The organism is Brevundimonas vitisensis, assembly GCF_016656965.1.
Taxonomy (GTDB): domain Bacteria; phylum Pseudomonadota; class Alphaproteobacteria; order Caulobacterales; family Caulobacteraceae; genus Brevundimonas; species Brevundimonas vitisensis.
Map to the genome: position 1 here is coordinate 1735346 of NZ_CP067977.1, position 20507 is coordinate 1755852.

Below are 20507 nucleotides of genomic sequence, written 5' to 3' on the forward strand. Positions count from 1 at the left end.
GGCCGATCAGTTCGCGCCAGGTTCAGGACCCACATAGCGCAGCCGGGCCCGGATAGGCGAGCCATCGATGGCCTGATCCAGAGCATGGGCCAGAAGACCGGTCAGCCGCCCGATCATCAGCAGGTCCGACGCCCCCTCGCGGGGCAGATCCAGGCGGCGGGCCACCAGGGCCAGGGCCATGGCCAGATCGGGTTCGTGACCGCTGACGTCCCGCCCCTGATGCAGCACCGTCGCCAGATCAGTCGGCAGGTCGGTAGCACCCAGCAGCGCCGCTGCGCGGGGGTCTCCTTCGGGCCAGTCGGCTGAACCGAAGCCGGGGACCCTGCCCTCGGCCTCGAAGCGGCGACGCACGGCCGCGGCAGGGTCGCGCCGCGCCTCGAACAGCCAGGCCGAGACCGAGCCCACCTCCATCGCCAGTCGAGACCCGGCCACGGTGGTGATCCCGGCCAGGGCGGCACCCGCCATCGGTGCGCCGCCGCTGGCTGCCGCCCGGCTTGCCAGCACGGCGGCGTCCAGTTCGTGATCGGCAGACAGAACCAGGGCCCGGCGGATCAGATGGGCGTCGCGCTCCAGCACCTTCCAGCCGCGAGCGAGACGCTGATGGAAATGCAGGCGGGGGCCGGGACCGGCGACCGCATCCACCGCTTCGTTCAGGACTGATGCGGCCTCGTGGCGAAGCTCATCCGCCGCCCGGCTGGTCGACACGGCGTCTTCCTGGGCCCGCCGGCCGAGGGCCGCATACAGGCGCGCGCGGGCCGAGCCCCCGGTTACCGCATCCACCCGTGGCTTAAGCCCCGGAAAGGGATTGGCTTCCCGCAGATGCCAGAGGCGGCGCGCGACCTCTTCGACCGTCGCGTTCTGAGACAGCTGGGCGGCGTCCAGTCCCCGATAGAACAGTCGCCCGCCGGCCACCACGGACACCGACGACAGAATGCTCGCCTCGCCCCTGGCCGCTGCGCCCTGAGCCGGCACCAGGACCAGGCTGTCGCCCCCCGCTGCGGAGCCCTGTCCAGAGGCCATTCGGGCGATGTCATCGACGGCATACAGGCTGCGCCGGGGGTCGGTGGGATCGGGCCGGGCCGCAATCCGGCCCCGGCTGACATAGGCGTAGAGGGTCTGGGGCTTGACGCCCAGGCGCGACAGCGCCTCGCCTCGTCCGATCCAGCGCCCTTCGGCGTCCATGTCCCGTCCCATCGATTGAATGTCGGTGTGATCTACCCGCGGACCATGCGGCGGTTTGATGACCATAAAGCTAAGGTTAACGCATCGAACCGCGTTTTGCAGCCTGGCATTGGCAAGGGTGTCGCTTTCGGCGACAAGGCGGAATGACCGCTCCCTCCTCCTCGGGCAATACAGATCAGGCACGGATCGACGCCCAGCTGACCGTGCGCCGGGTGACCGGCCTGTCGGTCGGAGTGGCCGTCGTCCTGATCGCCCTCAAGGCCTTTGCGCTGGGGGCTTCCGGCTCGGTATCGATCCTGGCCACCCTGGCGGATTCCGGGCTGGACCTGATCGCGTCCCTGGCCACCTTCTATGCCGTGCGCTGGGCCGCCGCCCCGCCCGACGAGGCGCATCGCTATGGCCATGGAAAGGCGGAGGCTCTGGCCGCTCTCGTCCAGGCCGGACTGGTGTTCGCCTCGGCCCTGTTCATCGGCTGGGCCGCAGTGAACCGCATACTGGACCCGCGCCCGGTCACCGCCGGCAGCTGGAGCGTGGGCGTCATGCTGATCTCCATGGCCCTGACCGGCTGGCTGGTGTGGATGCAGACCCGTGCCGTCAAGGCCAGCGGGTCCATCGCCGTGGCGGGCGACCGCGCCCACTATGCGGCGGACATGGCGGCCAATCTGGTCGCGCTGATCGGCGTCGCATCGGGAGCCTTCCTGAACGCGCCCGGCCTGGACGCGGCGGCCGGTCTGGTCGTGGCGGTCTGGCTGTTCTGGGGGGCGGCAGGCATGCTGCGGGTCGCAGCCCAGCAACTGCTGGATCGCGCCGCGCCGGACGAAGACCGGATTGCCGTCACCACCGCCGTTCTGGCCGATCCCCGCATATCCGGCGTTCATCAGTTGCGAACCCGCCGGGCCGGGCCGATCCTGATGGTCCAGATGCATGTAGATCTGGAACCCAGCCTGACCCTGATCCAGGCCCACGACATCGTGGTGGAGGCCGAACGCCGCGTTCTGGCCGTTCGGCCGGGAGCCGACATCATTATTCACCCGGACCCGCGCGGCCGGGCCGAAACCCACACAGCGGCCCCGGACAACGCTCCGGCCACCGGATCCTCGGCGGTACCGCCCAGCCCGTCGGCGACGCCCTCCAAGGGTCCCTGGTCCTGAACGAACCCTGGGCCGCGCGGTAAACGCCGGATTAACGGCCTGGGGTGCAGGACTGCGCCATGGCCGAGACGCTGCTGTATCATTTTGCCTTCGACCCCGCGTCGCGTGCCGCGCGCCTGGCGCTGGGCGAAGCCCGGATCGAATGGACCGAGACTGCGGTCCGGCCCTGGGAAGCGGACTGCCCGGTGCGTGACCTGAACCCGTCGGGCATGCCTCCCGTGCTGCAGACAACCCATCAGGGCCGTGCCCTGACCTTGTGCGAGATCGCGTCGATCCTGGGCTGGATCGAGGACCGGACCAAGGACGCCGTCCTGTTGCCGGGCGATGCCGCCGAACGCGCAGAGGCCCGCCGCCTGGTGGCCTGGTTCGAGCGACGCTTCACCGACGAAGTCGACGCTGTCCTGCTGCATGAGCGGATGGAAAAGCCGCTTCTGCGACTGGGACCACCCGAGGCCCGGGCCCTGCGCGAGGGACGCGAGGCCCTGAAGGCGCACCTGGCTCTTCTGGAGTCTCTGGCCGCCGCACGCGACTGGCTGGCGGGGCGTCGTCTCAGTCAAGCGGACCTGGTGGCGGCTGCCCATCTGTCGATCCTGGACTATTTCGGCGAGGTGCCGTGGGCGTCCTGGCCGTCGCTGAAGACCTGGTACATGAAGATCAAGTCCCGGCCCTGTTTCCGGCCCCTGCTGGCGGACCGCTTTCCGGGCGTGGCGGCCGTAGCCTGGTACGCCGATCTGGATTTCTGAGCCGATCGCGTCCAGACCGCCTGCCATGGCCGTCGATCCCCGTCCCTCCATTCGCGAACGCGCCCTGGCCCTGGGCTTTGACGCCTGCCAGTTCGCCTCGGCGGCCGAGCCGTGGAATGCCGGAGAGCGGCTGGCCCATTTCGTCCAGGCCGGGCGTCACGGGGAGATGGGCTGGATGGAAACCACCCTGGCCCGCCGCGCCCACCCCACGGCCATGTGGGATGGAGCCAGGACGGCGATTGTCCTGGGCATGAACTATGGCCCCGAGACCGATCCCCTGCCGCAGATGGCTGACGTGGGTGCAGGCTATCTGTCGGTCTATGCGCGGGGCGACGACTATCACGAGGTCATCAAGGGCCGCCTGAAGACCCTGGCCGGCCAGGTCGCCGCCTTGACGGGGCAGGACGTCAAGGTCTTCGTCGACACCGCCCCCCTGATGGAGAAGCCGCTGGCCCAGCGGGCCGGCCTGGGCTGGCAGGGCAAGCACACCAATCTGCTGTCGCGCCGCCACGGCAACTGGCTGTTCCTGGGCGTCATCCTGACCGCGGCAGAGCTGGAGGTCGACGCCGCCGAGATCGACCATTGCGGCTCCTGCACCGCCTGTCTGACCGCCTGTCCCACCAATGCCTTTCCGGCCCCCTATCAGCTGGATGCGCGGCGCTGCCTGTCCTACCTGACCATAGAGTTCGCTGGCCCATGGCCGGTCGAGTTCCGCACCGCGACCGGCAGCCGGATCTATGGCTGCGACGACTGTCTGGCCGTCTGCCCCTGGAACAAATTCGCCAGCACGGCCCGCGAGGGACGATTGATGGCCCGCGCCGCTCTCGTTTCGCCGCGGCTTTCGGACCTGGCTGCCCTGGATGACGCCGCCTTTCGCACTCTTTTCGCCAAAAACCCCGTCAAGCGGATCGGCCGGGACCGGTTCGTGCGGAACGTCCTTTATGCGATCGGAAACAGCGCCGATCCGAACCTGATCGCTGCGGCACAGGCCCGGCTCGGCGACGAGTCAGCCTTGGTCCGGGGCGCGGCCGTCTGGGCCCTGTCGCGCCTGGCCGATACCGCCCGGTTCCTCGCTTGGCGCAACGAGGCGATGAATCACGAAACCGATCCTGGTGTGTTGGCGGAATGGGACGGAACGGCCCCCTGATATCCCGGGCTTTCCGCAGACCCGCGTTCTTGCTATGTTCCCGTCACAACTGGAGGGAGATAGCCGTGGCCGAAGAGATCGTCTTCTATACCAATCCGATGTCGCGAGGCCGGATCGTCCGGTGGATGCTGGAGGAAGTCGGCCAACCGTATCGGGCCGTCGTCCTGGACTATGGCACCACGATGAAGGCCCCCGACTATCTGGCGCTGAACCCCATGGGCAAGGTGCCGACGATCACCCATGGCGAAGTGACCGTCAGCGAATGCGCGGCGATCTGTGCCTATCTGGCCGACGCCTTCCCTCAGGCGGGCCTGGCGCCGGCGCTGGATGACCCGATGCGCGGGCCCTATCTGCGCTGGATGTTCTTTGCCGCGGGGCCGGTCGAGGCTGCGGTCACGGCCAGATCGCTGGGTCTGCTTGCCCCTGCCGACAAGGCGGGCATGGTCGGTTACGGCACCTTCGACACCGTGATCGATACCCTGGAGACCGCCGTGAGCGGCGGCCCCTATATCCTTGGCGAGAGGTTCAGCGCCGCCGATGTCTATGTCGGCAGTCAGATCGCCTGGGGGCTGCAGTTCAAATCCATCCCCGAACGCCCGGCCTTTGCCCCCTATGCCGCCCGGATCACCGCGCGCGAGGCTGCGGTCCGTGCGCGTGCCCTGGATGATGCGCTGATTTCCGCAGCCTAAGAAAAAGGCCCCGCTGTTTCCAGCGGGGCCCGTTTCATTCGATCGCTGGATCAGCGACGGCTGCGACCACGGTCGCCGCCACGCTCGCCGTCCCGCTTGGGACGGCCACCGCCACCGGTATCCTCGGCCAGAGGCGGCTCGCCGCGTTCGGCCCGTTCGGCGTTGATCTTGTCCGTCAGGTCTTCACCCGTGGTCTGATCGACGACCTTCATCGACAGCTTGGTCTTGCCGCGATCGTCCATGCCCAGGAACTTGACCTTGACCTCCTGGCCCTCGCTCAGGACGTCGGCCGGGTTGGCGACGCGTTCCAGAGCGATCTGGCTGACGTGGACCAAGCCGTCCTTGGCCCCGAAGAAGTTCACGAAGGCGCCGAAGTCGACGACCTTCACGACCTTGCCGGAATAGATCATGCCGGGCTCGGGCTCGGACACGATGGACTGGATCCAGGTCTTGGCGGCGTCGATCTTTTCCTGCTCCGAAGCGGCGATCTTGACCGTGCCGTCGTCCTCGATGTTGATCTTGGCGCCGGTCTTTTCGACGATCTCGCGGATCACCTTGCCGCCGGTGCCGATCACTTCGCGGATCTTGTCGACCGGAACCTTGATGGACTCGATCTTGGGCGCGAACTCGCCCAGCTCGGTCCGGGCGCCGTCGATGGCCTTGTCCATCTCGTCCAGGATGTGCAGGCGACCGGCCGACGCCTGGGCGATGGCCTTCTTCATGATCTCTTCGGTGATACCGGCGACCTTGATGTCCATCTGAAGGCTGGTGATGCCGTCACGGGTGCCGGCGACCTTGAAGTCCATGTCGCCCAGGTGGTCTTCGTCACCCAGGATGTCCGACAGGATAGCGAACTCACCCGACGGCTCCAGGATCAGGCCCATGGCGATGCCCGACACGGGCTTCTTCAGCGGCACGCCCGCATCCATCAGCGCCAGCGACGAACCGCAGACCGTGGCCATGGAGGACGAGCCGTTGGACTCGGTGATCTCCGACACCAGACGGATCGTGTAGGGGAAGTCCTCGTTCGAAGGCAGCATCGGGCGGATCGCCCGCCAGGCCAGCTTGCCGTGACCGATTTCCCGGCGACCAGCACCGCCCATCCGTCCGGTCTCGCCGACCGAATAGGGAGGGAAGTTGTAGTGCAGCAGGAACTTCTCTTTGTACGTCCCGGTCAGGGCGTCGATGTACTGCTCGTCCTCGCCGGTGCCCAGGGTGGCGACGACGATCGCCTGGGTTTCGCCGCGGGTGAACAGGGCCGAGCCGTGGGTGCGCGGGAAGATGCCGACTTCCGAAACGATGTCGCGGACCTTGTCCAGAGCGCGGCCATCGACACGGTGGCCGTTGTCGATGATGTCGCGACGCAGGACGTGGGCTTCGCATTCCTTGAAGGCGGTCGAGAACTTGGCCGGCTCGACGCCGTCCGGATTCTCGTCGGTCTTCACCAGGGCTTCGGCGGCCTTCTTCTTGGCGGCGCCGACGGCGTTGTGGCGGTCATGCTTGGCCGTGTGGGTGTAGGCGGCCTTGATGTCCTCGCCGACCAGGTTCTGGATCGCGGTGACGACGTCGGAGTGGTCCTCGGCCTGGAAGTCGAACGGCTCCTTGGCGGCGTGCTCGGCCAGTTCGATGATGGCGTCGATGACCGGCTGCATGCCCTTGTGGGCGAACATCAGGGCGTCGAGGAAGGTCTGTTCCGACAGTTCCTTGGCTTCGGATTCCACCATCATCAGGGCGTCGGCGGTGCCGGCGACGACCAGATCCAGGTCGGACTCGGTCAACTGGTCGATGGTCGGGTTCAGCACCAGCTCATTGTTGATGTAGCCGACGCGGGCGGCCGCGATCGGGCCCATGAAGGGCACGCCCGAGATCGTCAGGGCCGCCGAGGTGGCGACCATGGCCAGGACGTCGGGGTCGTTCTCCAGATCGTGCTGCAGCACGGTGACGACCACCTGGGTCTCGTTCTTGAAGCCCTTGACGAACAGGGGGCGGATCGGGCGGTCGATCAGGCGGGAAACCAGGGTTTCCTTTTCGGTCGGACGGCCTTCACGCTTGAAGTAACCGCCCGGGATCTTGCCGGCGGCAAAGGTCTTTTCTTGGTAGTTGACGGTCAGGGGGAAGAAATCCAGACCCGGCTTGGGCGCACGGCCGTAAACGACAGTGGCCAGGACCACGGTCTCGCCATAGGTCGCCAGCACGGCACCGTCGGCCTGGCGGGCAATGCGGCCCGTCTCCAGTGTCAGCGGGCGTCCGGCCCATTCGATCGTCTTGCGTTTGATGTCGAACATATTTCGTCTTTCGTATCCCGGCGGGCGTATTCCCGGCGGGGTCCCATCAGTGGGGGCGGATGCGTCGGGCGTTCAGTCCTTCGATCCATGAACCGGCCGCCCCATGGCGATCGGTTCGGGAGTAAAAGAGGACCGCTGTGGCCCTCGCGTCTTCGATAGTGTGAACCGGCTTTGCAGCTTTGCTGACGCTTTGCCGCTCGGGTCCTGCGCCGTACGTCCGGCGGCGCACCGGTGGTCGTTAGGTATGGAAAGAGGCGCGGACATGGCCCGCGCCTCGGAATCCTAGTCCTGGACAGCGCTTAGCGACGCAGGCCCAGCTTGGTGATCAGTGCAGTGTACCGCTCGCGATCGACCTTGTTGAGGTGGTCCAGAAGGCGACGGCGCTGCGAAACCATCTTGAGCAGACCGCGACGCGAATGGTTGTCCTTCTTGTGGGTCTTGAAGTGCTCGGTCAGGTTGGCGATGCGTTCCGACAGGATCGCGACCTGAACCTCGGCCGAGCCGGTGTCGCCCGCGGAACGGGCGTTCTCAGTGATGACTTCCTGCTTGCGTTCAGCAGTAATCGACATCGTGGTTCTCCAGTATCAGAGATTGAAAATGCGGTCGGGTTCTAGCCGTCCGGCCCGCAACTGACCGAGAGCGACGAGCGTCTGACCCTGAAAAACCGAAACGGTTCTGGAGCCGTCGGCAAGACGACCCTTGAGCGTTTCGACCTGTCTGGGGAGCAGAACGATCGGCCGTCCCTGCCGAAGCGAGAAGGCGTCTTGATCCGTCACGGCCAGCTCCGGGATGTCGTCCAGGGCGGTCGCCACGGGAAGCAAGCCTTCCAAGGCGGCGTTCCTATGCACCAGATCGGCGAGAATATCCAGTGTTACGGCATTCTGCGTCGAAAACGGCCCGACCGCCTCGCGCCGCAGGGCCGAAACATGCCCCTCCGCGCCCAGCATGATCGCCAGATCGCGGGCAAGGGAGCGGACATAGACACCCTTGCCGGTGCGAATGGTCAGTTCGACGTGATCGGCATCGGGTGTGGCCGTGACGGCGGCCTCATGGATGGTTACGCGGCGGCTGGCCAGTTCGAACTCGGCCCCTTCACGGGCCAGGTCATAGGCCCGTTGTCCGTCCACCTTGATGGCGCTGAACCGGGGCGGGGTCTGATCGATCTCGCCTACGAAGCTCGGAAGGGCTGCGCGAACGGCCTCTGGCGAGGGCCGGACGTCGGATCTGGCAACGATCTGCCCCTCGCGATCCACACTGTCGGTCGAGACGCCCCAGTTTATGGTGAAGCGATAGACCTTCTGCGCCTCCATCAGATAGGGCACCGTCTTGGTCGCCTCGCCCAGGGCGATGGGCAGGATGCCGCTGGCCAGGGGGTCCAGCGTGCCCGCATGTCCCGCCTTCTGGGCATTGAACAGACGCCGGACACGCGACACGGCATCGGTCGATCCCAGCTCGAACGGCTTGTCCAGACAGACCCAGCCGTTGACGACGTCACCCGATTTTCGCCGTCCCACTAGGCGCGGCCCTGGGGTTCGGTTGCCCCGCCATCGTCCAGATCGTCATCAAGCGGAGCCGCATCGACATCAGCCCGCACCCGGGGATCGTCCAGCAGGCGGTTCAGACGTTCGGCCGCGACGAAGCTCTCGTCGTGGCGGAAGCGCAGATCGGGAGTGAAGCGCATGTCGATGTGCCGCCCCAGCGCACCGCGCAGGAACTTGGCATGAGTATTGAGCGCCTTGATGATCTCGGACTCGTGGCCCGCGACCGGCGCGGTTTCGACGCCCGCGCCCAGGGGTTCGACGAAGCAGGTGGCGTGTTTCAGGTCAGGCGACAGACGCACCTCGCTTACCGTGATCGAGACACCGGTCAGGGCCGGGTCGTGAATCTCGTTCTCGCGCATCACCTCCACCAGCGCATGGCGGATCATTTCCGCGGCACGCAGCTGGCGCTGGCTGACCTCGCCGGCCCCGCCCTTGCCTTTGGAGGATTTGGGTTTGCGATTGCTCATGGGAGGTGATCCTTCACGCATCCGGGGATCGGACCCGGTCGGAAATCAAGGCCAGAACCTTAAAAGAGGCCAGCCAGACAGGAGGGGCGGTCTAGTCGCGCCGCGTCGCCGTGTCCAGTTGGACGCTTTCTTGGCCCGCAGCGCGCGTGACCGTCGCCATGACCTCGCCCGAGGTCACCGTCCGCATGGGCCGGATCGACAAGCCCGCCGCGTTCAGGACACGCGCCGTCCAGTTGTTGCACAGATATCCGATCCAGAAATGCTCGCGACTGGCGAAGAAACGCGCATCGTCACCGGGCCGGGCCGTCACGACCACAGCCCGGCCATCGGTAAGCGCCAGCGACTGCTCGATCCGGCGCGCCATGGCAGCGAACCCCGCAGGTGACAGTGTCAGCGACGCCCGGCCGTCCTCGGCGGACAGCAGCGCCGGATCCCGCTGTGCCGGGTCGAGCATGACGACCGAGGCATTGCCGGGCCGGAAAAAGGCGCGCAGCCCGTCCGGCAACCGCTGCTGAATCGGGGTCTGTTCGACATAGAATTTGGCATCGCCCCAGCCGATCAGGATCCAGTCACCCGCCGGCAGGGTGGCCACGGCATCGGCAAGCGGCCCGGACTGAGCCAGGAGGGCGGCCCGCGGGACGGCGAGGTCGGTGTGGAAGCCGTTGTCGAGAATATGGACCGTGACCCCGCCCTGGCGCGCCGGATAGAGGCTCGGGTCCCCCTCTCGCGCCCAGGTCCAGGTCGCCGCGACGGCTGCCAGGGCTGTGACCGCCAACAGAGGCAGCAGCAGGGTGGAGGATCGGCGGCCGCTCATTGTCCCTCGAAACGATAGTGCCCGCACAGGGTGCCTTCGGCGTCGGTCGTACCGGGTGCCGGGCCGGGACGGAACAGCATCACATCCATCTGACGGCCCCGCGGCAGCAGGGCAATCCAGCCGGGAGCCTCATCCGAACAGGCCGGCGTGGCCGCCACCGCGCTCTGACCCTTGGCCGGCACGACCCGGCGCAACTCCACCTGATCGGTGGGTGCGGCACCCAGCGGGGCGACGAAGGCTTCACGGCCATAGGCGATGCGATGGGGCTGAGTCTTCAGCACACCGGCCTTCTCGAAGCGGACCTCGGCAGCCACCAGGTCCAGCGTCCCGATTGTTTCGGCGGCGTCGCCCACCGGCTCGAACCGGCCGATCAGCACGACCCCTCGCGAAGCGGGGGCCGGGGGCACCTCCGCCCTCGTCAGCAGGACCTTTGCCCGGCCAACACCGTCGCGGACGACATGATAGGCGCGCTCTGCGCCCCTCTCGTCGAAGGCCAGCAGAAGCAGGACAAGGCACAACGTCCCCAGAAAGGCGGCGGCACGCTTCATGACGGACAGACCGGGCGGCGGGGAGCAGGCATGCCCCTATCGTAACGCCGTCCTGTGACAGCGCGAATTCTATCGCTCGGAAAGGGAAGGTTCCTCCGGCGCGCCCAGGCCGTTCGGCGGCCCGGCCCATTCGCCGCGATAGCTATAGCTGAGCTGGACGCAGTGCCGGAATGTGCCGTCCGCCCATCGGCCCACGGCCTGCATGACCACGGGCCGACCCTGACGGACCCGGCCCAGCACCAGCCAGGCCTCGTCCGAGCCCGGACACAGCGCCCGCGACAAGCCGCGCCCGTCCCCCTGGGCGACGATCGAATAGACGGCGGTTTCGGTGGATCCGGCGGGCAGGGCCCGGCGGACACCGTCGGGGCCACCCCGGCGCATCTCTGCCGATCCGCGTGCCGAGGTGGAAAACAGGGTTTCGACCCTGACCGCGCCGAACAGTCCCCGCTGAACCCGCAAGGTCACGCCGCGCGTCAGGGCCTGGGTCACGCGGTCGGCGGCGTCATAGGCCCACAGGCGTGTCTCGGCCACGGCCGGCGTGGCGGTCAGGAGAGCGGCAAGGAAGACGGCGAGGGTGCGGGTCATGAACAACGACATCCGAAACGACTGCGGCGGAAGCGGGGCCAAGCCTGCTTCCGCCGCATAGAGTTCAACCTGCGCTCAAGCAGCGAGGCTCCGCGAGCCGAGTGGTAGTGCCCTCGACTTAGAGCGACCGCTTGATCTCTTCGACGGTAAAGCACTCGATGAAGTCGCCTTCCTTGATGTCCTGGAAGCCCTGGAAATGCATGCCGCATTCCTGGCCCGAGGGCACCTCGTTGACCTCGTCCTTGAAGCGCTTGAGCGTGTTGAGCGTGCCCAGTTCCAGAACGACGACGTCGTCGCGGATGATCCGGACGCGCGCGCCCTTGCGCACCACACCTTCCGACACCCGGCAGCCGGCGATCTTGCCGACCTTGGAGATGTCGAACACCTGAAGGACCTTGGCATTGCCCAGGAAGGTTTCGCGCTGGATCGGCGCCAACATGCCCGAAAGCACACCCTTCAGATCGTCCAGGAGGTCGTAGATGATCGCATAGTAGCGAATTTCCACGCCCTCGCGGTCGGCCAAGTCACGGGCCTGTTTCGAGGCACGGACGTTGAAACCGATGATCGGGGCCCCGGCCGACTTGGCCAGGTTGACGTCGCTCTCGGTGATACCACCGGCACCGGACATGATGACCCGCGCGCGGACCTCGTCGTTGCCCATCTTCTCCAGCGAGCCGACGATGGCCTCGGCCGAGCCCTGCACGTCTGCCTTGATGAGGACCGGCAGCTCCGAGATCTTCTTGGAGCCCAGCTTGGACATCATGTCGGCCAGGGAGACCTGGTTGATGCCGCCGGTCGCCTTCTCGCGCCGCACGCGGTCACGATACTCGGTCAGTTCGCGGGCACGGGCCTCGTTCTCGACCACGGCGAAGGGCTCGCCAGGTCCGGGCGCTTCGTCCAGACCCAGGATCTCGACCGGCACCGAGGGACCGGCGTCCGTCAGCTGCTCGCCGCGCTCGTTCAGCAGGGCGCGCACCTTGCCCCATGCCGAACCCGCCACGACGATATCGCCGCGCTTCAGGGTGCCGCGCTTGACGAGAACCGTGCCCACCGGGCCGCGTCCCTTGTCCAGCTTGGCTTCGATGACCACGCCTTCGGCCGAGCGATCGGCATTGGCCCGCAGGTCCATCACCTCGGCCTGCACCAGAATGGCGTCGATGAGGCCGTTCAGATTGGTGCGGTTCTTGGCCGACAGTTCGATGATCTGGGTGTCGCCACCCAGGCTTTCAGCGATGATTTCGTGCTGAAGCAGTTCGTTGACGACCTTCTGCGGATTGGCGTCCGGCTTGTCGATCTTGTTCACCGCCACGATGATCGGGGCGTTGGCCGACTTGGCGTGCTGAATGGCTTCGATCGTCTGGGGCATGACGCCGTCGTCGGCAGCCACGACCAGAACCACGATGTCGGTCACATTCGCCCCACGCGCACGCATGGCGCTGAAGGCGGCGTGGCCGGGCGTGTCCAGGAAGGTGACGCGATCGCCGCTTTCCAGGCGCACCTGATAGGCCCCGATGTGCTGGGTGATGCCGCCGGCCTCGCCCGCCGCCACATCGGTGGTGCGCAGCGCGTCCAACAGAGAGGTCTTGCCGTGATCGACGTGGCCCATGATCGCCACGACCGGCGCGCGGGGCTGGGTCGCCCCTTCGTCGTCCGCAGCATCGAGGAAGCCGGTTTCGACGTCGCTTTCGGACACGCGGCGAACCGTCATGCCGAACTCGTCCGCCACCAGTTCGGCCGTGTCGGAATCGATGACGTCGTTGATCTTCATCATCAGACCCTGACGCATCAGGAACTTGATGATGTCGACGCCCCGCACAGCCATACGGTTGGACAGTTCCTGGACCGTGATGACGTCAGGGATGACGACTTCGCGCGCGGTGCGCGGGGCCTCGGTGGCTCCGCCCTTGCGCTTTTCCTTCTCGCGTTCACGGGCCCGGCGAACCGAGGCCAGCGAGCGCATCCGTTCGGCGGCATCCTCGTCGCCACCAGCCACGGCCTGGATAGTCAGTCGGCCTTCGCGGCGCTTGGGCTCGCCGCGCTGACGCGAGACGGCCTTGCCGGGCCCCGCGTCTGAGAAGCGGCGGTCACGATCATCCTCCGGCTTGGCCGGGCGGGTGAAGCCGGCACCGGGCGCGCGGGACGGACGGGCGACATTGGTCTCTCCCGGCGGGGTCGCAGCGCCGCCAGGTCCCGGGCGAGGACCGCGTGCAGCAGGGCTCGGAGCAGGCTTGGGCGTCAGGGCCGAATAGCGGACAGTCTGGGTCGGGCGCGGCGTGGCGGCACCCGACGCGCGTTCGGCACCGGGACGGGCCGTGAAGGCGCGTTCGCCACCCCCGAGCGCCGCTTCGCGGGCCGAGCGGCCTCCGAAGGCGGGGCGATCGATGGGGGCACGACCGGGGTTTGCGCTCGGCTGCTTGGGAACACGCTGGCCGAAATTGACCACCGGACGGGCCGGAGGTGCAGGACGGGCCGGAGCAGGCGGGGCCGGGGCCGGCGTCGGCTCGGGAGCAGAAGCAGCGGGCGCAGGCGTCTGAGCCGTAGCCGCAGGAGCCGCAGGGGCTGCGGGAGCCGCCGGGGCAGCGGGCTTGGCACCCGAAGCCGCCAGCTTCTCTGCCTCGGCGCGGGCCTTTTCGGCCGCGGCACGGGCGGCGGCGGCCTCGTCGCGCGCAGCCTGGGCAGCACGGTCCGCTGCGGCAGCCTGCTCGCGGGCGGCCTGATCGCGCTGAAGGCGCTCGGCGGCAGCCTTGCGTTCACGCTCGGCCTGCTGCTGGGTCGCCAGTTCGATCGCGCGGCGGCGCGCCTCTTGTTCGGAACTGGACAGGTTGCCGGCGGCAATGTCGCGCGGAGCCGGACGCGGGGCCGTAGAGCCGGGCGCAGGCTCGGGACGACGGGCGGCGACGTCGAAGCCCTGCGGGCGCTGATGGCCGGGCGCAGCGCCGATACGGCGCTTGGTTTCGACCACGACCGTCTTGGTCCGGCCGTGGCTGAAGCTCTGGCGCACGGTACCGGTCGAGACCGATCCCGCCTGGCGCGGCTTCAGGCTGAGGGGCGCGCGCGGTCCCGTCTGGGACGGCGTTCCCGTTCCCTGCCCGGTTTGGCCCTGACCGCCCTGGCTCGTGCCCTGGCCTTCATTCGTCTTGTCGTTCTCGTCGCTCATCCGGTCGCTTTACTGGGGGGCGGAGAGGTCCGCCCGGTCTTAGTCCAAAGTCGTCGTCGTCAAATACAAAAGGACGTGCGCAGCCCCGCCTCCCTTTCAGGAGACGGCACCCCGCCCGCCAACAGCCTGTTCCGCGGCCTCAACTGATCCGCTCTCGGGGCCAACTTCTGGTTCGTCCAGAAGCCAATCCCGTGGGCGCAGCGGTCGAAATCCGGCCAGCCGCTTGACCTCCATGGTCCAGCGATCGGCCCGCCCACCCGCGAGCAGAACCGCGTGTATCGCATTTTCCAGCCCAAGGGCCAAACTCAAATCGTCAGCACCGAACGCGCCGCATATCTCCGGGGTCGGTCGGGCGTGCCGGATCAGGCCGAAAAGCTTGCCGCGACCGTCCGCGGACCCATCCGCGGCCTCGATCAGCCAGGCTGCGCGGCCCGCACGGATGGCCGCCGCGGATTTCTCGAACCCCGAGATAAGCACGCCTTCGCGCCGGGCAAGTCCCAGCTGCTCCAGACAGCGGCGATACAACAGGCTTTCGACCCGCTCGGCCAGATCGGCCGCCGGCTTGAGCGGGGCCTTAGCCGAGCGGGCGAACAGGTTCTTCTTGACCGCCGCCTGGACCGAGGCCCGGTCGGCAGCGACCCAAAGGCCCCGCCCCGGCAATTTGCGGCCGAGGTCGGGTGCGACGCTGCCGTCCGGGGCGGCGACGAAACGGATCAGGCGAGATTCGTCCATGACCTGGTGGGACACCAGGTCGCGGCGTTCTCGATCAGTCGTCGCGTCGCGCAATCCCATGGACGGTCCAGCGCTCCATCACGCGTCGCGCGATTTTTCGAGGTCCTCGCCGAAGACCTCCGCGTCGCCGTTGTCCAGCTCCGCATGCTCCAGCCCCTCGTCTCCGGCAGCAGCCGGGGCGGCGAAGACGGCGTCGGCGTCATATTCGCCTTCGGCCAGCTCCTCGCCTTCCTCATACGCCGGCTCGGGCGGCTGAGGCAGTTCCGAGGCATCGATCCAGCCAGCCGCGACACGGGCCTGAAGGATCAGCATTTCGGCGTCTTCCTGGCTGAGGCTGAAGGATTCCAGCACACCGGCCACCTTGACCCGCTCGCCGTTCCGGACCTCGTAGCCGCCGCGGATTTCGTCGGTAGCCAGGTCGGCCAGGTCCTCGACGGTCTTGATACCGCCCTCGCCCAGGGCCACGGCGATCGCGCCGGTCACGCCGGGCACCGTCATGACTTCGTCCAGCACGCCCAGTTCGACCCGCTTGGCGTCCAGGGCGGCCGCCTGACGGTCCAGGAAGTCGCGGGCGCGGGCCTGCAGTTCCTCGGCCGTCTCCTCATCGAAGCCTTCGATGTCCGAGATTTCATAGGCTTCCACGAAGGCCAAATCCTCGACCGTGGCGAAGCCTTCGGTGACCAGCAGCTGGGCGATGACTTCGTCGACGTCCAGAGCTTCCTGGAACAGCTGGGTCCGCTCGCTGAACTCGCGCTGGCGACGCTCAGAGTCCTGGCTCTCGGTGATGATGTCGATCTGCCAGCCGGTCAGCTGGCTGGCCAGGCGCACATTCTGGCCGCGACGGCCGATGGCCAGGCTCAGCTGTTCGTCAGGCACAACGACCTCGACGCGGTCGGCCTCCTCGTCCAGCACGACCTTGGACACCTCAGCCGGAGCCAGGGCGTTGACGATGAAGGTCGGCTCGTCCGGGTTCCACTGGATGATGTCGATCTTCTCGCCCTGCAGCTCGGCCACCACGGCCTGGACGCGCGAGCCGCGCATGCCGACGCAGGCGCCGACCGGATCGATCGAAGAGTCGTTCGAGAGCACGGCCATCTTGGCGCGCGAGCCGGCGTCGCGGGCGGCGGCGCGGATCTCGATCACGCCGTCATAAACCTCGGGCACTTCCTGGGCGAACAGCTTGGCCATGAAGCCGGGGTGGGCGCGCGACAGCATGACCTGCGGCCCCTTGGCCTCGGGCCGGACGTCATAGATGTAGGTGCGGACCCGGTCGCCGATGTTGAACACCTCGCGCGGGATGGAGTCGTTGCGGCGCATGATGCCCTCGCCGCGGCCCAGGTCGACGATGGTGTTGCCGTATTCGACCCGCTTGACCGTGCCGTTGACGATCTCGCCGACGCGGTCCTTGAACTCTTCGTACTGATTGGCGCGCTCGGCGTCGCGAACCTTGCCCATGACGACCTGGCGGGCCATCTGGGTCTGCACCCGGCCGAATTCGAAGGGCGGCAGGTTCTCGACATATTCCTTGCCGACGACCGCCTCGGGATCGCGCTTGGAGGCGTCCCTCAGCCGCACCATGGCGCTGTCGTTGAACTCTTCCAGCTCGTCTTCGGGCTGCCAGTCGTCCTCGACGATGGTGACATGGCGGGTCAGGCTCAGTTCGCCGGTCTTGATGTCGATCTTGGCGCGGATGTCGTGGTGGGCACCGTAACGGGACTTGGCACCCTTCTGGATCGCCTCCTCGATCGCCTCGACGACGATTTCCTTGTCGATGTTCTTCTCGCGCGCGACCGCATCGGCGATCTGCAGCAGTTCGAGACGATTGGCGGAAATTCCGGTGACGGCCATCAGGCTTGGTCCCTCTTGGGCTTGTTGGTCTTGGAAGGAGTGGGTTTGGGGGTCTTTTTGAACGTCTTCTTGGGCTGAGGCACGCCCCGGCCGGTTCCGGCTCCAGGCGAGGACGGCGCGTCGTCCGCGACATCCTCCGGCTCGCCGCGCGCTGCACGGATGGCCGCGCCTCGGTTCAGCAGGGCATCGGTCAGCACCAGCTTGGCATCGACGAGCCACTCGAACGGGATTAGGGCGGTGTCTTCCTCACCGTCCAGATCGATGGCGATGTTGTCGCCGTCAACGCCGGCCAGCACGCCCTTGAAGCGCTTGCGCCCCTCGATCATGCGGTCGGTTTCCAGGCGCGCCTCGAACCCGTCGAACAGGTCGAAGTCGATCAGCCGCGTCAGGGGGCGGTCCACGCCGGGCGAAGACACCTCCAGCAGATATTCGCCGGCGATCGGGTCGGCGGCGTCGAACACCTCGGACACGGCACGGCTCAGCCGGGCGCATTCCTCGACTGCGATGTCATTGTCGCTGGGCCGCTCGGCCATGATCTGCAGCCGGCGGCGCAGCGTCCCGCCCATCAGACGCACGCGCACCACCGCCAGACCCAGGCTCTCGGCGATGGGATCGATCAGTTCCAGCAGGTGGCGATCTTCAGCGGTCTTGGCGCGCAAGGCGTTCGGTCCAGAGCAATAAAAAAGCGGCGGGCCATCCAGGGCCGCCGCTTCAATCGGCGCCGTTGGACGCCGGTCTAACGATGTGAGAGCTGATATAGACGGGCCAATAAGCTTTGTCAGCCCCCTCTTCGACAGTTGCGCATCCGGGCTGTCCGTGGTCGTCAGCGCCATGCGCCCGCCTCCGTCCCTGCTCTTGATGCCTGTCTTCGCCGCCCTGATGGCCCTGTCGGCCCAGGTCACCGTGCCTATGGTTCCGGTGCCGATGACCTTGCAGACCCTGGCGGTGCTGCTGGCCGCGGCGGTCCTTGGGTCATGGCGGGGCACAGCAGCGGTCCTTCTGTATCTCGCGCTCGCGGCCGCAGGTTTGCCCATTCTGTCGGACGGATCGGGCGGACTGGCCCCGTTTACCGGAGCTACCGCAGGCTATCTGCTCGGCTTTCCGGTCGCGGCGGCCCTCGTCGGAACGGTCTTCGATCGCCAGAAGTCCGTGCCGCCTGCCGTCGCAGTGGCGCTGATGCTGGCCGCGCATCTGCTGATTCTGGGTCTGGGCACCGGCTGGCTGGCGACGCGGATCGGCTGGACCCCGGCGCTGGAGGCGGGCTTCCTGCCCTTCCTGATCGGTGCCCTCGTCAAATCGCTCGCGGTCGTCGCGATTGCGGCGGGCCTTCGGCGGTTGGCTCCATTCAGGCGCGCCTGAACTCCAGAAAGATCGGGGCCGTATCGCCCAGCTTCTTTTCCTCATAGCGGGTGACGAAGTGATCGGCGGGCGCGGCGTGCCAGTCTTCGACATTGCCGATCCGGACCAGGCCCGGCGTCCGCTCCAGCCGCTCCAGCGCCCAGTCGGCATAGTCGGCCCAGTCGGTCACGAACCGCAGGGTTCCACCGGGCTTCAGCAGGCGGGCGATCTCGATCGCGACGGCATCGCTGAGCAAGCGGCGCTTGTTGTGCCGCGCCTTGTGCCAGGGGTCGGGGAACAGGATCATCACCCGGTCCAGCGAGGCGTCGGGCAGGGCTGCGATCACATCGCGCGCGTCATCGGCATGAAGGCGCACATTGCTCAGCCCGCCCTCTTCGACATGGCGCAAGGCCGAGGCGACGCCGTTCAGGAAGGGCTCGCAGCCGATCATCACGGTCGTGGGGTGGCGCGCGGCCTGGGCGGCCAGATGCTCACCCCCACCAAATCCGATCTCCAGCCAGACACCGCTGGCCTCCGGCATCAGGGACGAGGGGTCGATCGGCCCCGCCTTCGGATCCGGCAAGGCGATGCCGGGCAGCAGCGTATCGAACAGGGCAGCCTGGCGCGGCTTGATCGCGCGGGACTTGATGCGGCCAAAAGAACGCAGCGGGCGGGCGGCGATGTCGTCGTCGGGATCGGAAACCATGGCCGCCTTTAGCCTGACGGAGCGGACCTAGGGAACCTCGCGCAGGAATTCGAAGATCGCGGCCCGGGCCTCAGCCTCATCCAGCATGGGGGCGTGCCCGACGCCCGTGACCTCGGCATAGGCCATCTTGGGGGCCGCCTTGCGCATCCGGGCGGCGATGTCGGCACCCAGCAGGTCGGAGGTTGCCCCGCGCACCAGAAGCAGCGGCCGACCCTTGGCCAGCCGCCGGAACGACGGCCACAGATTGGGCACCAGGGCCTTGGACCCCGCTGCCCGGATCGGCACCGATATGTCGGGATCATAGTCCAGGATCGGAGCGCCTTCCGGGCCGTCGCGGAAGACCCGCCTGGCGAAGGCTTCCCAGTCCTCATCGCCATAGTGGGGGAAGGCGACGCCGTTGGTCTGCCGGACATAGGCAGTTGCCTCGGCCCAGGTCGGCGTGTCCACCGGCTGGCCGGTATAGGCCGCGATCCGGGCCAGACCCTCTGGAGAGACCTCCGGCCCGATGTCATTGAGGATGGCGGCGGCGATCACTCGCGACTTCAGGCCCGCCAGCGCCATGGTGATCAGCCCTCCCATGGAGGTGCCCAGAAACACGGCGCGCTCGATGCCCGCCTGTTCCAGCAAGGCCAGGATGTCGCGCGCATAGACGTCCGGACGATAGGTCATGGGGTCGGGCGCACGGTCAGACCGCCCCCGTCCCCGGACATCGACCGCCAGCACCCGCCGCCCGCTTTGGGCCAGCAGGCTCGCGATGGTGCCAAAGTCGGCGCTGTTTCGGGTCAGCCCGTGGATTGCAATGACCGGCAGGCGCGCAGGCCCATCGGCACCGCCATAGTCGCGAGCATAGAGAGACAGACCGTCAGACGAGGTGAAGCGGCGATCAGCGAAAGTCTGGGTCATGGGATGGCCTGGCGATTGAGATATTCATTCTAGAATGAACAATCGCCGACGGCGAGCCTCAGCGCTGGACCCACTGCCCCTGGGCGTTGCGATACCATTGGCCCGAGCTGATACGCGGGAACAGCTGACCTTCGAACATACGGGCGGCGGCGACCTCGGGGGCCACGCCTGCAGCGGCGGCGCTGCGGGCATAAGCCTGACGGCGGCCATCATTGGTGGCCTCGACCGCAGCACGCACCTGGGGGCTGGCCGTCGTGCGGATGCCCAGATAGCCGTCGGCTTGTTCACCGACGATTCCCTGGGCCTTGGCGGCATCGACCGTGGCCTTCTGGGTCTCGTCTTGGGCGAAGGCGGCACCGGCCGCGACGCCCAGGGCAACGACGGCGGCACCGACGACGAAGAATTTGCGGAACGTCATGACGGTCTTTCGCATCAGAACAGGTTGGGATTCTCGACAAGGAGGTCCTGAAGCTCCCGGTCGAGGCGAACACGGACATCGGCGTCCAGCTTGGCGTAGATCTGGATCGGCGCGACCTCCAGCCGGACCGTCGGGGTGCAGGCGGCGGCGGTCAGGGCGATGACGCCGCAGACGCCGATAAGGTCTCGCTTGCTGAACATGACGGGCGGTCTCCGGTGGATCGTCGCGGCGATCTAACGCCGATGAGGGTGAA

The 20507-nt window shown here is 67.4% G+C and carries 21 protein-coding genes; 5 read left to right on the top strand and 16 right to left on the bottom strand.

What is annotated here, in order from left to right:
• Window positions 1–6: 6 nt before the first annotated feature.
• Window positions 7–1182 (bottom strand): citrate/2-methylcitrate synthase, encoded by a 1176-nt coding sequence (locus tag JIP62_RS08775; RefSeq protein WP_230974702.1) that lies wholly within the window; start codon window positions 1180–1182, stop codon window positions 7–9.
• A 143-nt stretch (window positions 1183–1325) separates the two neighbouring features.
• Between JIP62_RS08775 and JIP62_RS08780 the strand changes: the two genes are divergently transcribed.
• From JIP62_RS08780 to JIP62_RS08795, 4 genes are all read left to right on the top strand, one after another.
• Window positions 1326–2333, top strand: a complete 1008-nt coding sequence (locus JIP62_RS08780) for a cation diffusion facilitator family transporter (protein ID WP_201101825.1) — start codon at window positions 1326–1328, stop codon at window positions 2331–2333.
• 59 nt (window positions 2334–2392) lie between these two features.
• Window positions 2393–3076, top strand: coding sequence for an FtsZ-binding protein FzlA (gene fzlA, locus JIP62_RS08785; RefSeq protein ID WP_201101826.1), 684 nt, complete (start codon window positions 2393–2395; stop codon window positions 3074–3076).
• Between the two features lie 25 nt (window positions 3077–3101).
• Window positions 3102–4223, top strand: a complete 1122-nt coding sequence (gene queG / locus JIP62_RS08790; RefSeq protein WP_201101827.1) for a tRNA epoxyqueuosine(34) reductase QueG — start codon at window positions 3102–3104, stop codon at window positions 4221–4223.
• A gap of 65 nt (window positions 4224–4288) precedes the next feature.
• On the top strand, window positions 4289–4912 hold the full coding sequence (locus JIP62_RS08795; protein ID WP_201101828.1) for a glutathione S-transferase family protein: 624 nt from the start codon (window positions 4289–4291) through the stop codon (window positions 4910–4912).
• 50 nt (window positions 4913–4962) lie between these two features.
• Here JIP62_RS08795 and pnp read toward each other — a convergent pair whose 3' ends face one another.
• The 11 genes from pnp to rimP all read right to left on the bottom strand — a co-directional run bounded on the left by pnp (window position 4963) and on the right by rimP (window position 17548).
• Window positions 4963–7197 carry a polyribonucleotide nucleotidyltransferase gene (gene pnp / locus JIP62_RS08800; protein WP_201101829.1) on the bottom strand — a complete coding sequence of 745 codons (2235 nt, stop codon included), beginning with the start codon at window positions 7195–7197 and terminating at the stop codon, window positions 4963–4965.
• A 299-nt stretch (window positions 7198–7496) separates the two neighbouring features.
• Complete coding sequence (gene rpsO, locus JIP62_RS08805; protein WP_201101830.1) at window positions 7497–7766, bottom strand: 30S ribosomal protein S15; 270 nt, start codon at window positions 7764–7766, stop codon at window positions 7497–7499.
• A 15-nt stretch (window positions 7767–7781) separates the two neighbouring features.
• On the bottom strand, window positions 7782–8711 hold the full coding sequence (gene truB, locus JIP62_RS08810) for a tRNA pseudouridine(55) synthase TruB (RefSeq protein ID WP_201101831.1): 930 nt from the start codon (window positions 8709–8711) through the stop codon (window positions 7782–7784).
• Entirely contained in the window at window positions 8711–9205 is a 495-nt protein-coding gene (gene rbfA, locus JIP62_RS08815) for a 30S ribosome-binding factor RbfA (RefSeq protein ID WP_201101832.1), read from the bottom strand. The genes truB and rbfA overlap by 1 nt, the downstream gene beginning before the upstream one ends.
• 91 nt (window positions 9206–9296) lie before the next feature.
• Complete coding sequence (locus JIP62_RS08820; RefSeq protein ID WP_201101833.1) at window positions 9297–10019, bottom strand: DUF2459 domain-containing protein; 723 nt, start codon at window positions 10017–10019, stop codon at window positions 9297–9299.
• Window positions 10016–10567: a hypothetical protein gene (locus JIP62_RS08825; protein WP_201101834.1), complete on the bottom strand. Its 552-nt coding sequence runs from the start codon at window positions 10565–10567 to the stop codon at window positions 10016–10018. The genes JIP62_RS08820 and JIP62_RS08825 overlap by 4 nt, the downstream gene beginning before the upstream one ends.
• A 69-nt stretch (window positions 10568–10636) precedes the next feature.
• A complete protein-coding gene (locus tag JIP62_RS08830) occupies window positions 10637–11152 on the bottom strand; it encodes a hypothetical protein (protein WP_201101835.1) in 516 nt (171 codons plus the stop codon).
• 118 nt (window positions 11153–11270) lie between these two features.
• A complete protein-coding gene (infB, locus tag JIP62_RS08835) occupies window positions 11271–14309 on the bottom strand; it encodes a translation initiation factor IF-2 (protein ID WP_201101836.1) in 3039 nt (1012 codons plus the stop codon).
• 96 nt (window positions 14310–14405) lie between these two features.
• Window positions 14406–15101, bottom strand: coding sequence for an RNA-binding protein (locus JIP62_RS08840; RefSeq protein ID WP_201101837.1), 696 nt, complete (start codon window positions 15099–15101; stop codon window positions 14406–14408).
• An 18-nt stretch (window positions 15102–15119) separates the two neighbouring features.
• Entirely contained in the window at window positions 15120–16889 is a 1770-nt protein-coding gene (gene nusA / locus JIP62_RS08845; RefSeq protein ID WP_201101838.1) for a transcription termination factor NusA, read from the bottom strand.
• Window positions 16889–17548 carry a ribosome maturation factor RimP gene (gene rimP / locus JIP62_RS08850; RefSeq protein ID WP_201101839.1) on the bottom strand — a complete coding sequence of 220 codons (660 nt, stop codon included), beginning with the start codon at window positions 17546–17548 and terminating at the stop codon, window positions 16889–16891. The genes nusA and rimP overlap by 1 nt, the downstream gene beginning before the upstream one ends.
• A 199-nt stretch (window positions 17549–17747) precedes the next feature.
• On the opposite strand from rimP, the gene JIP62_RS08855 reads away from it, so the two are divergent.
• A complete protein-coding gene (locus JIP62_RS08855) occupies window positions 17748–18248 on the top strand; it encodes a biotin transporter BioY (protein ID WP_201101840.1) in 501 nt (166 codons plus the stop codon).
• On the opposite strand, the gene trmB is transcribed toward JIP62_RS08855, so the two are convergent.
• From trmB to JIP62_RS08875, 4 genes are read right to left on the bottom strand one after another with little or no spacing between them, the layout of a single operon-like run.
• On the bottom strand, window positions 18235–18933 hold the full coding sequence (gene trmB / locus JIP62_RS08860; protein WP_201101841.1) for a tRNA (guanosine(46)-N7)-methyltransferase TrmB: 699 nt from the start codon (window positions 18931–18933) through the stop codon (window positions 18235–18237). The two genes, JIP62_RS08855 and trmB, sit on opposite strands and share 14 nt — an antisense overlap.
• Window positions 18934–18960: 27 nt before the next feature.
• Window positions 18961–19836, bottom strand: coding sequence for an alpha/beta fold hydrolase (locus tag JIP62_RS08865; RefSeq protein WP_201101842.1), 876 nt, complete (start codon window positions 19834–19836; stop codon window positions 18961–18963).
• Between the two features lie 58 nt (window positions 19837–19894).
• Complete coding sequence (locus tag JIP62_RS08870) at window positions 19895–20269, bottom strand: DUF1318 domain-containing protein (protein ID WP_230974703.1); 375 nt, start codon at window positions 20267–20269, stop codon at window positions 19895–19897.
• Entirely contained in the window at window positions 20269–20454 is a 186-nt protein-coding gene (locus JIP62_RS08875; RefSeq protein ID WP_201101843.1) for a YnbE family lipoprotein, read from the bottom strand. The genes JIP62_RS08870 and JIP62_RS08875 overlap by 1 nt, the downstream gene beginning before the upstream one ends.
• Window positions 20455–20507: the final 53 nt, after the last annotated feature.